The following is an 11,010-nucleotide window of genomic DNA, read 5'->3' as shown; positions in this document are numbered from 1 at the left end:
GATAACGCTGGCAGCCTGATGCCCCGCGGTGCCTGGGCGTCCATCGCGAGCAAGCTCGCTCCTACAGAAAACGCGCTTTCCCAAATCGCAGGCAAAGAAAAGCCCGGCATAAGCCGGGCTTTTCTCAAAGCGGCGAGCTAATTACTTAGCTTGGGCTTCAACCTGCGCTTCTACGCGACGGTTTACAGCGCGGCCAGCTTCAGTGGCGTTGTCAGCAACTGGGCGGGATTCGCCGTAGCCAACGGACTGAACGCGGGACGATTCAACACCGTACTGGTTGGTCAGAACCTGCTTAACAGCCGCTGCGCGACGCTCGGACAGTTTCTGGTTGTAAGCGTCAGGACCGACGGAGTCAGTGTGACCTTCAACAGTAGTGGTGGTGGATGGGTACTGCTTCATGAAGTCAGCCAGGTTCTTGATGTCAGCGTAGCTGTTTGGCTTGACGACCGACTTGTCGAAGTCGAACTTCACGTCCAGCTCTACACGAACAACTTCAGCAACTGCTGGGCAGCCATCAGCGTCAACGGTTACGTTGGCTGGGGTGTCCGGGCACTTGTCGACGTTGTCGCAAACGCCGTCGTTGTCGCTGTCGGTGCAGACTTCTGGAGCTGGAACTGGAGCAGCGGCTGGCTTGGAGCCGCCACCGAAGTTCACACCGATACCGACGCTAGGAGCCCACTCGGTGTCGCCCTTGTCGATGTTGTACTGAGCTTCAACGCCGGCACGGGCGTAGAAGTTCTCGGTGAAGTACAGCTTGGCACCGCCGCCAACGTTGGCGAAGGTGGAGCGGTCACGACCGCCCTTGCCGTTCTGACCGATGCTCTGATCGGAGAAACCAGCCGATACGTATGGACGCAGCATGTCGCCCGGGTTGTTGAAGTGGTACAGAGCGTCCAGAGCGGTGTTGGCGCCCTTGATGTTACGACCGTCGTCGGAACGCACGTTGTGCACTTCGTCGTAGCCCAGACGCAGTTCAACGTCATCGGTCAGGAAGTAACCAACGGAACCGCCGAACAGGTTGCCGTTGTTCTTGAAGTTACGAGCGCTGTCGAACTGTTCTTTCTTTGCGAAGCCTTCGATTTCAACTGCGCCTTGGCCCTGTGCCAGAGCGCCGAACGAAGTGGCGGCAATAAGAGAACCAATGGCCAAGCCCAAGGTGTTTTTCAGTTTCATCCGTTAAATCCCCATCTGGTGATTGTGAAGCAGTCCCGCAAACCGGGGGACAACTCGGCGGCAATTCTATCAGAACTTGCCTACACGTAAGAGATATTTGCGCTGAACTAAGTTTCAGCAATGCCTGCAAATTTCTCACGCAATTTATCTAGAGCACGTTTGTACCGCATTTTTGTTGCGCTCAAGCCCATGTGCATGATGTCTGCGATCTCCTGAAACTCCAGCTCTGCGACAAATCGTAGCACCAGAATTTCGCGGTCAATCGGATTCACATACACCAGCCAGCGATCAAGTCCGCCCTTCTCCTCGGGTTTCGGCGCCTTTTCCTCGGACGCTTCTTCAAGGGGGTCAAGACTCAATGCGTCCATCAAGCGACGCTTTCGCCGTTCTTTCCGATACTGTGTGATGCACTCGTTGTACGTGATGCTATATAGCCATGTCTTGAACTTCGACTTGCCCTCGAAGTTCTTCAAACCATACAACACCTTCAACATCACTTCCTGACAGACATCGTCTGCATCGCGATCGTTCCCGAGATATCGTGCACAGACGTTAAATAATGTTCGCTGGTAACGCCGCATCAGTTCTTCATAGGCGCGCGTTACGTGAAACAGCTCGGTATGCGAGCGCGCGACCAACTCCTCATCAGAGAGCTCACGGGGGTCGTAGCGCGTGGATAGCGGTTGGGCTTTATTCAAAACAAGTCGGGCCGACAGTCAGGTCAATGTCCGCCGCAGCCGGCATCAGCAGGCATTTTTGCGGCGGCATACATTAGCAGGATTTGCCGGGTTAGCGGCTACTCACATGCTGCTCGAGGAGGATCCGATTGGAAAGAGAGACTAGCTCACCCTCATCCGTCAGCAATGTGGTTTTAACCGTGCCGATCTCCTCGATCTGCCCTTCGACCTCTCCAACTCGCACTTGTTGCCCAACCTGGTACAACTCACGCACATAGATTCCCGCAAGAATCTGACCGGCGATTTCCCGGCTTCCCAAGCCCATGGCCAGCGCAACCGCCAGACCAACGGTAATCAAAACGATGACGATCACATGGTTGAGCAGGTCAGTCTTGACCTCCAACTGACTGATCGCGACCGAAATACTGATGATGATGACCAGCCCCTGGGCGATTCGCCCAAGGCCTGAAGCGTAGTCCAGTCCCACGCCTTCGGCTGCGCCACGCACCAGGCCGTTGGCCAGTTGCGCCAGCAGGACACCTACCAGCAGCACCAGCGCGGCACCGAAAACCTTCGGCAAATACAGCGCCAGCATGTCCAGCGTAGCTGAAACCCGCTCAAGGCCAAGGGATTCAGCGGCGGAAACCAGGAAAATCAGCAGAACGAACCAGTAGACGATCTTGCCGATCAGGGTCGAAATCGGAACCTGCAGGCCGGCGCGGGACATCAGTTTGGTCAGGCCGGTACCGCCCATCAGGCGATCGAGGCCCAGTTTGGCCAGCAATTTGGACAGCAGCGTGTCCAGCAACTTGGCCACGACGAAACCCAGCAGCAGCACAACCAGTGCGCCAAACAGGTTCGGAATGAAGTTCGCAACCTTGGTCCATAGCGCAGTCATTGCAGTGACGAGGCTCTGTGTCCAGAGATCAAGTTCCATATTCAATCAGCCTTATCAGCAGTGCGAGCGTTAGGTTTACGAAGACGGGACACCGGCGCCACATGGGCCGAGCCATTATTGAGAGCGATCATCAGGGCGGGCAGCCAGCGGCCCAGCAGACTGAACAGATCGCCGGCGCCGACCTGGCGGTTGGCGGTTTTCAGTACGCGGCCAAGGCACGCATCCTCGTCCCGGCTGGACGGTTCGGCATTGAGCATGTCACGCAAAGACTGTTCAAACGGATCGTGCATACGCACCTCTCGTGATGTCTGTGAAAGACGCGGTCAAATTTGGTCGGGTCACAAGGTTTACATTCAGACCCAGCGCAAACGCCGGAATAACCACCACTGCCCGAGCGCCACCGAAACCATCAGCACGCAGGCGACGAGGAAGCCATAAGGACTTCCGGATAACGGAATCCCCCCAACGTTGATCCCCAAAAGACCGGTCAAAAAGCTCATCGGCAAAAAGATCCCGGTGATGACCCCGAAGCGATACATGGTGCGGTTCATGCGCACGCTCAATCTTCGGTCTTCAGCCTCCAGGACCAGCCCCACGCGCTCCCGGGTCAATTCCAGCTCCTCGAGATAACGGGTCAAGCTGTTGTTCAATTCGTTCCAGTAATCGCCATCGTCCTCGACGAACCAGGGCAATTTGATCCGTGTCAGCTGACCGAAAATATCCCGCTGCGGAGCGAGGAACCGCTTCAACGCAGCAGCCCGGCGCCGGATCTGCAAAACCTCTCCATGTTCGGGCGTATACCGTTCGTCGGCATCCAGCTTTTCCTCTTCGTCATCGACCACTTCGGAGAGGCAACTGACCAGATCCTGAACCTTGTTGGTCAGGTACTGCGCCATATAGAGGATGATTTCAGATGCGGTTTTCGGCCCCTTGCCTGCCTCCAGTTGCGCCAGCAGTTCTTCAGTGGCGCGCAACGGGCGCAACCGAAGAGAAATCACTCGCTGGGCGGAACCGAAGATCCGTACCGAGACCATGTCTTCAGGCTCAGCCCCCGGGTTGAGGTTCACACCACGCAAAAATAGCAGCAGTTCGCTGTCGGAAAGCTGTAAGAGACGCGGACGGGTGTTTTCTTCCAGCAGCAGGTCGCAGCTGAATTCGCTCAGACCACTGGATTTGCGCAGCCAGGTCTGGGTTTGCGGATGACTGCGATCCCAGTGCAGCCACAGGCTTTCATGGGCCTGCAGCTGCAAATCGTCGAGTTCTGTCCGGGCTATCGAACGCGCACCGCCTTTACCGTCCAGCACCAGGGCGTGGACCAATCCCCACTGCGCGTTTTCTTCCTCGAACATCCGCATTCCTTCTGTCAGGTTTTACTCAGGCATTTTCAGCGGGCTCGGCGAGATGATCACGCCGTTGTTGTCCGCATAAATGTAGTGGCCTGGGTGGAAAGTCACCCCGGCAAAGGTGACGGCAACGTTCAGGTCGCCGATGCCGCGCTTGTCGGTTTTCATCGGGTGGCTGGCCAGCGCCTGGACGCCCAGCTCGGTTTGCGCGATGACGTCGACGTCACGAATGCAACCGTAGATCACCAGCCCTTCCCAACCGTTTTTCGCGGCTTTCTCGGCGAGCATGTCGCCCAGCAGTGCGCGGCGCAGGGAGCCGCCGCCATCGACCACCAGTACCTTGCCCTTGCCCTGGAGTTCGACCTGTTCCTTGACCAGCGAGTTGTCTTCGAAACATTTGATGGTCACGATTTCGCCGCCGAAGGAATCACGGCCGCCGAAATTGCTGAACATCGGTTCCAGCACCTGCACCAGCTCCGGATAGGCGTCGCACAGGTCAGGCGTGAGGTAATGGATCATCGAGAAACTCCTGTAAAGAGGAAGAAAGCACGAACATCATTGATGATTCGATCATCGAAAATGACCAGAACAGCTCAAACCGTCATATCTTAGCCTCAAGCCGACCAGAGCGGAATGCCCCTGTTAGAGCCTCCAGCTTAGATTGCCGCGGCAACGTCCGCTTGTTCACCCAGCAATGGGGTGTGCTGATCCGCCAACCAACGGGCTACGAGAGGCCATACCTCGGTCTGCGCGGCTTTGCTGACCAGCATCTCCACATGCCCGAAATTCTCGGTAAAACCCTGCTCGCGCCCCAGATTGATGAACTGCTTGTGCTCGCAGCCCAACTGCTCGAACAGCTTGCGGCACGCCCAGGCCGGATCCTGATGATCCCCTGCCGCGCTCACCGCCAGCACCGGCACCTGGACTTCGGCCAAGCCGGCCCACCAGTCCTTGTCGGCATCGCCAAAGCGCCCGAACAGGCCGTACCAGCGCATGCTCTCAAGGGCCAGGCCGATGGGCTCGTCTTCCGGCCCGCGCTTGAGCCGGGACCCGGACAGCTGGGCGAAACGCTTGAGAATGAAGCGCCCGCTCCACTCCACAGGCGGGATTTTCAACGGCCAGTAGGTGCGGCTGACCTGGGTGCCGAAGAACGCCGCGGATGCCACCACCGGCTCACCGATGTATTGACCGCCCAAGGCCGCCGCCAGAGTAATGCCACCCAGCGAATGGCCGATCCAGTGCGGAATCTGGCCGCTTTGCTCGCGCACGAAGGCGCCAATGGCCGGCAGATCGTAGCGCGCGTAGTCGGCGACGCGGTTCTTGCGGTAGTCCAGATTGCGCTGGGACAGGCCGTGGCCGCGCATTTCCGGAATCCACACGTCGTACCCCAGCCGCGTCAGATGCGCGCCCAGGCCCAGGCCCTTGGGGGAAAACCAGAAGCGTCGGTTGGAAAAGCTGCCGTGCAGGAGAATGACCGGCACGCCGCGCACTGCCGAGTCATCGGCCATGCCCAGACGCGTCACGGCGATTTCGACGCTGGCATCCGGGCTGTTCGCGGGTTTCAAACGATAGACATCTTCGCTCAGATCACCGCGTCGTTCGGCGCTGATCAGGGCGACAGGAAATAGGTTGCTGCTGCTTTGCATAATCTCTTGCACAAAAAAGGGCGGCTTCCGGAGGAGCCCGCCCTGCTTGAATCTTGGTCTCTGTGGGAGCGAGCTTGCTCGCGATGGTCGCCAACGATGACGCGGGGCATCAGATGCCCCGCGGTGTTCTTGAGTGCATCGCGAGCAAGCTCGCTCCTACAGGGGATCGCGTGATCAAGCCGAAGCCTGACCCTCTGCCAGGAAGAACCAGGTCTCCAGTACGGAGTCAGGGTTCAACGAGACGCTTTCGATGCCTTGTTCCATCAGCCACTTGGCCAGGTCCGGGTGGTCCGAAGGGCCCTGACCGCAGATGCCGATGTACTTGCCGGCCTTGTTGCAGGCGGCAATGGCGTTGGCCAGCAGCTTCTTGACCGCCGGATTACGCTCGTCGAACAGGTGCGCGATGATGCCGGAGTCGCGGTCCAGGCCCAGGGTCAGCTGGGTCAGGTCGTTGGAGCCGATGGAGAAACCGTCGAAGAATTCGAGGAATTCTTCCGCCAGGATCGCGTTGGACGGCAGTTCGCACATCATGATGATGCGCAGGCCGTTTTCACCGCGAGCCAGACCGTTTTCAGCCAGCAGATCCACCACCTGGCTCGCTTCGCCCAGGGTACGGACGAACGGCACCATGATTTCAACGTTGGTCAGGCCCATCTCGTTGCGCACGCGCTTGAGGGCGCGGCATTCGAGTTCGAAGCAGTCACGGAACGATTCGCTGATGTAACGCGAAGCGCCACGGAAGCCCAGCATCGGGTTTTCTTCTTCCGGCTCGTACAGCTTGCCGCCGATCAGGTTGGCGTATTCGTTGGACTTGAAGTCCGACAGACGCACGATGACCTTCTTCGGATAGAACGCCGCCGCCAGGGTGCTGATGCCTTCGACCAGTTTCTCGACGTAGAAGCCGACCGGATCGTTGTAGCCGGCAATACGCTTGTCGACGCTTTCCTTGATTTCCAGCGGCAGTCCGTCGTAGTTCAGCAGTGCCTTGGGGTGCACGCCGATCATGCGGTTGATGATGAACTCCAGGCGGGCCAGGCCCACACCGGCGTTCGGCAGCTGTGCGAAGTCAAAGGCACGGTCCGGGTTGCCGACGTTCATCATGATCTTGAACGGCAGGTCCGGCATGGCGTCGACGGAGTTTTTCTTGATGTCGAAGCCCAGTTCGCCTTCGAAGATGTAACCGGTGTCGCCTTCGGCGCAGGAAACGGTCACGCCCTGGCCTTCCTTCAGCAGTTCGGTGGCGTTGCCGCAACCGACCACGGCCGGAATGCCCAGCTCACGGGCGATGATCGCCGCGTGGCAGGTACGTCCGCCACGGTTGGTGACGATGGCGCTGGCGCGCTTCATGACCGGTTCCCAGTCCGGGTCGGTCATGTCGGAAACCAGTACGTCGCCGACCTGGACCTTGTCCATCTCGGACACGTCCTTGATGATGCGGACCTTGCCGGCGCCGATGCGCTGGCCGATGGCACGACCTTCCACCAGCACGGTGCCGGTTTCCTTGAGCAGGTAACGTTCCATGACGTTGGCCTGGGTGCGGCTCTTCACGGTTTCCGGACGGGCCTGCACGATGTACAGCTTGCCGTCGTCACCGTCCTTGGCCCATTCGATGTCCATCGGGCACTGGTAGTGCTTCTCGATGATCATCGCCTGCTTGGCCAGCTCGCTGACTTCGGCGTCGGTCAGGCAGAAACGCGCGCGATCGGCCTTGTCGACGTCGACGGTCTTGACCGAACGACCGGCCTTGGCCTCGTCGCCGTAGATCATCTTGATGGCCTTGCTGCCCAGGTTGCGGCGCAGGATGGCCGGACGACCATCGGTCAGGGTTTTCTTGTGGACGTAGAATTCGTCCGGGTTCACCGCGCCTTGTACGACGGTTTCACCCAGGCCGTAGGCGCCGGTGATGAACACGACGTCGCGGAAACCGGATTCGGTATCGAGGGTGAACATCACGCCGGCGGTGCCGGTTTCGGAACGGACCATGCGTTGTACGCCGGCCGACAGGGCAACCAACTTGTGGTCGAAGCCCTGATGCACGCGATAGGAAATCGCGCGATCGTTGAATAGGGAGGCGAACACCTCTTTGGCGGCGCGGATGACGTTTTCCACACCACGGATGTTCAAAAAGGTTTCCTGCTGACCGGCGAAGGAAGCGTCCGGCAGGTCTTCTGCGGTAGCGGAAGAGCGCACGGCCACGGCCACGTCGGGATTGCCGGCGGACAGGGTGGCGAATGCGGTGCGGATTTCGGCGTTCAGTTTCTCGGGGAACTCGGCTTCCATGATCCATTGACGGATCTGGGCACCGGTTTTGGCCAGAGCATTCACATCATCGACGTCCAGTGCATCCAGGGCGTCGTGAATCTGCTGGTTCAGGCCGCTCAGTTCCAGGAAGTCGCGATACGCCTGAGCGGTTGTGGCGAAGCCACCGGGCACCGATACACCGGCACCTGCAAGGTTGCTGATCATCTCGCCCAGGGATGCGTTCTTGCCCCCCACATGCTCAACATCGTGTTTGCCGAGCTTATCGAGGGAAACTACGTACTCTACCAAGGTGATCTCTCCACTAACTGTGTTGGAAAAGCTCAGAAGCCGGCTGCCAAAGGGGGCGTTTGCCGGCTGTATGGCCTGGACCTGGAAAATAAGTGAGAATGCCGGCCATTGGCGGCCGGCAAATCGCGCCTATCATATCCAAGATTCGTCACTAGCTTAAGGCCCAAGGTGCAAATGAAACGATCTGCTTTCTTTATCTCCGATGGCACCGGCATCACTGCCGAAACCCTGGGTCAAAGCCTTCTGGCGCAGTTCGAAAACATTACCTTCAGCAAATTCACGCGGCCGTACATCGACAGCGTGGATAAAGCGCGGGCCATGGTACAACAAATCAACAAAGCCGCCGAAGTCGACGGCTTTCGTCCGATTATCTTCGATACCATCGTCAATCAGGACATTCGTGAGATCCTCGCAACTTCCAATGGTTTCATGATCGACATTTTCTCGACCTTCCTGGCGCCTCTGGAACAGGAACTGACCGAGCATTCTTCCTATTCCGTCGGCAAATCCCACTCGATCGGCTCCAACTCCAATTACATGGAGCGGATCGAGGCGGTGAACTTCGCCCTCGACAACGACGACGGCGCCCGCACGCACTACTACGACAAGGCCGACCTGATCCTGGTGGGTGTGTCGCGCTGCGGCAAGACACCTACCTGTCTGTACATGGCCATGCAATTCGGCATTCGCGCGGCCAACTACCCGCTGACCGAAGACGACATGGAGCGCCTGACCCTGCCAAACGCCCTGCGCGCCCACCAGCACAAGCTGTTCGGCCTGACCATCGACCCCGACCGCCTGACCGCGATCCGCAACGAGCGCAAGCCCAACAGCCGCTATTCGAGCTACGCCCAGTGCGAGTTCGAAGTGCGCGAGGTGGAGAATCTGTTCCGTCGCGAGAACATTCCGAACATCAACTCCACACATTTTTCCGTTGAAGAAATCTCGGCGAAGATTCTTGTGGAGAAAGGGGTGGAGCGGCGGTTCAAGTAATTCTGCGGCGTCTGTTCGGCCGCTATCGCGAGCAGGCTCGCTCCCACAATGGACTACAGTCGTTCGCAAATCCTGTGTCCACTGAATACCCCTGTGGGAGCGAGCCTGCTCGCGATTGAACGATAACGCGGTCTATCAGACCACAAACAAATCCATAAACCGATTCACCGCAGTCGCCTCAAGCCGCGCCTGGTCCTTGCACAACGCAAAAATCTCCTCACAACGCTGCCCGGCGAACCTTGTCGCCAGGTTCGCCCTGAACTTGTCCTCCAGCAATGGAATCCCCTCGGCCCGCCGCCGGCGATGCCCCACCGGGTACTCCACCACTACGTTTTCGGTGCTGGAACCGTCCTTGAAAAACACCTGCACCCCATTGGCAATCGAACGCTTGTCGGCCTCCAGGTATTCCCGGGTGAAGCGCGGATCCTCGACGATGACCATCTTGTCGCGCAGCACATCGATGATCGGATGCGCCCGGTGGAAACCGTCCTCGTAGTGCTCGGCCACCAGATTGCCGAAGGCCAGCGGCACGGCGGTCATGTACTGGATGCAGTGATCGCGGTCGGCGGCGTTGGCCAGCGGACCGACCTTGGAAATGATGCGGATCGCCGACTCTTGAGTCGTAATGACGATCCTGTCGATTTCGTGCAGACGATTGCGCACCTTCGGATGCAGGATCACCGCCGCTTCGCAGGCGGTTTGCGCGTGAAACTCCGCCGGAAAGCTGATCTTGAACAGCACGTTCTCCATGACATAACTGCCGTACGGCCGCGAGAAGCTGAAAGCGCGCCGGTCTTCGGGCTTGAGCGCCAGATCGTTGTTGGTATGGCTGAACAACACGTCGTAAAAACCCCACTGTTTCGCGCTCAGCACCCCGGGAATGCCCATTTCACCGCGCATGGCGATGTCCGCCAGACGCACACCCCGACTGGAAGCATCCCCCGCCGCCCAGGACTTGCGCGACCCGGCATTCGGCGCATGACGATAGGTACGCAGTGCCTGACCGTCGGCGAACGCATGGGACAACGCGGACAACAGCTGCTCGCGGTTGGCCCCCATCAATTTGGCGGTGACTGCGGTGGAGGCGACTTTCACCAAGATCACGTGATCGAGACCGACGCGGTTGAAGGAGTTCTCGAGCGCAATCACGCCCTGAATCTCGTGGGCCATGATCATCGCGTCGAGCACTGTACGCAGGGTCAGCGGCGCATCGCCACTGGCCAGACGCCTTTGTGATAAATGGTCAGCCACCGCGAGGATGCCGCCGAGGTTATCCGACGGATGGCCCCACTCCGCGGCCAGCCAGGTGTCGTTGTAATCGAGCCAGCGCACGGTGCAACCGATGTCCCACGCCGCCTTGACCGGGTCCAGCCGATAGGACGTCCCCGGCACCCGCGCACCGAACGGCACCACCGTGCCTTCAACGACCGGTCCCAGATGCTTGGTGCACTCGGGAAAACGCAGCGCCAGCAAGCCACAGCCCAGGGTGTCCATCAGGCAGTTGCGGGCGGTGTTCAGGGCTTCTTCGGACTCGATGCGGAAATTGAGGACATAGTCGGCAATGTCCTGCAGAACCTGGTCGTAGTCCGGGCGATTGTTCAGGTCAACGTTGGCGCTCATGTTCGATTCACTCGTGAGGTGGTTCGTTGATGGGACCTCGGTTCGGGCGATCACGGCGGATGACAACATTCTTGTTCTGTAACGCGATCCCCCTGTAGGAGCGAGGCTTG

General features: G+C 58.9%; 10 protein-coding genes. 1 reads left to right on the top strand and 9 read right to left on the bottom strand.

Annotated elements, in window-relative coordinates:
- Positions 1-141: 141 nt before the first annotated feature.
- The 8 genes from K9857_RS27515 to ppsA form a co-directional block, all read right to left on the bottom strand.
- Positions 142-1,173 carry an OmpA family protein gene (locus K9857_RS27515; protein WP_224541267.1) on the bottom strand — a complete coding sequence of 344 codons (1,032 nt, stop codon included), beginning with the start codon at positions 1,171-1,173 and terminating at the stop codon, positions 142-144.
- Positions 1,174-1,280: 107 nt separating this feature from the next.
- A complete protein-coding gene (gene sigX, locus K9857_RS27510) occupies positions 1,281-1,871 on the bottom strand; it encodes an RNA polymerase sigma factor SigX (RefSeq protein WP_016773832.1) in 591 nt (196 codons plus the stop codon).
- 91 nt (positions 1,872-1,962) lie between these two features.
- Positions 1,963-2,787, bottom strand: a complete 825-nt coding sequence (locus K9857_RS27505; protein ID WP_007916401.1) for a mechanosensitive ion channel family protein — start codon at positions 2,785-2,787, stop codon at positions 1,963-1,965.
- Between the two features lie 2 nt (positions 2,788-2,789).
- Positions 2,790-3,038, bottom strand: coding sequence for a CrfX protein (locus K9857_RS27500; protein ID WP_224541266.1), 249 nt, complete (start codon positions 3,036-3,038; stop codon positions 2,790-2,792).
- 63 nt (positions 3,039-3,101) lie between these two features.
- Complete coding sequence (locus K9857_RS27495; RefSeq protein WP_224541263.1) at positions 3,102-4,097, bottom strand: zinc transporter ZntB; 996 nt, start codon at positions 4,095-4,097, stop codon at positions 3,102-3,104.
- Between the two features lie 21 nt (positions 4,098-4,118).
- Positions 4,119-4,607 (bottom strand): ribonuclease E activity regulator RraA, encoded by a 489-nt coding sequence (gene rraA / locus K9857_RS27490; RefSeq protein WP_224541269.1) that lies wholly within the window; start codon positions 4,605-4,607, stop codon positions 4,119-4,121.
- A 140-nt stretch (positions 4,608-4,747) separates the two neighbouring features.
- On the bottom strand, positions 4,748-5,737 hold the full coding sequence (locus tag K9857_RS27485; protein ID WP_224541261.1) for an alpha/beta fold hydrolase: 990 nt from the start codon (positions 5,735-5,737) through the stop codon (positions 4,748-4,750).
- 174 nt (positions 5,738-5,911) lie between these two features.
- Entirely contained in the window at positions 5,912-8,287 is a 2,376-nt protein-coding gene (ppsA, locus tag K9857_RS27480; RefSeq protein WP_224541259.1) for a phosphoenolpyruvate synthase, read from the bottom strand.
- Between the two features lie 174 nt (positions 8,288-8,461).
- Between ppsA and K9857_RS27475 the strand changes: the two genes are divergently transcribed.
- Positions 8,462-9,280 carry a pyruvate, water dikinase regulatory protein gene (locus K9857_RS27475; protein ID WP_224541257.1) on the top strand — a complete coding sequence of 273 codons (819 nt, stop codon included), beginning with the start codon at positions 8,462-8,464 and terminating at the stop codon, positions 9,278-9,280.
- Between the two features lie 135 nt (positions 9,281-9,415).
- On the opposite strand, the gene prpD is transcribed toward K9857_RS27475, so the two are convergent.
- Positions 9,416-10,900 carry a 2-methylcitrate dehydratase gene (prpD, locus tag K9857_RS27470; protein WP_224541255.1) on the bottom strand — a complete coding sequence of 495 codons (1,485 nt, stop codon included), beginning with the start codon at positions 10,898-10,900 and terminating at the stop codon, positions 9,416-9,418.
- Between the last annotated feature and the right edge of the window lie 110 nt (positions 10,901-11,010).

Source organism: Pseudomonas sp. REP124 (assembly GCF_020164475.1).
In the GTDB taxonomy this organism is placed as follows: Bacteria; Pseudomonadota; Gammaproteobacteria; order Pseudomonadales; family Pseudomonadaceae; genus Aquipseudomonas.
The sequence above is the reverse complement of the archived record's forward strand: the minus strand, read 5'-3'. Positions and strand labels throughout refer to the sequence as shown.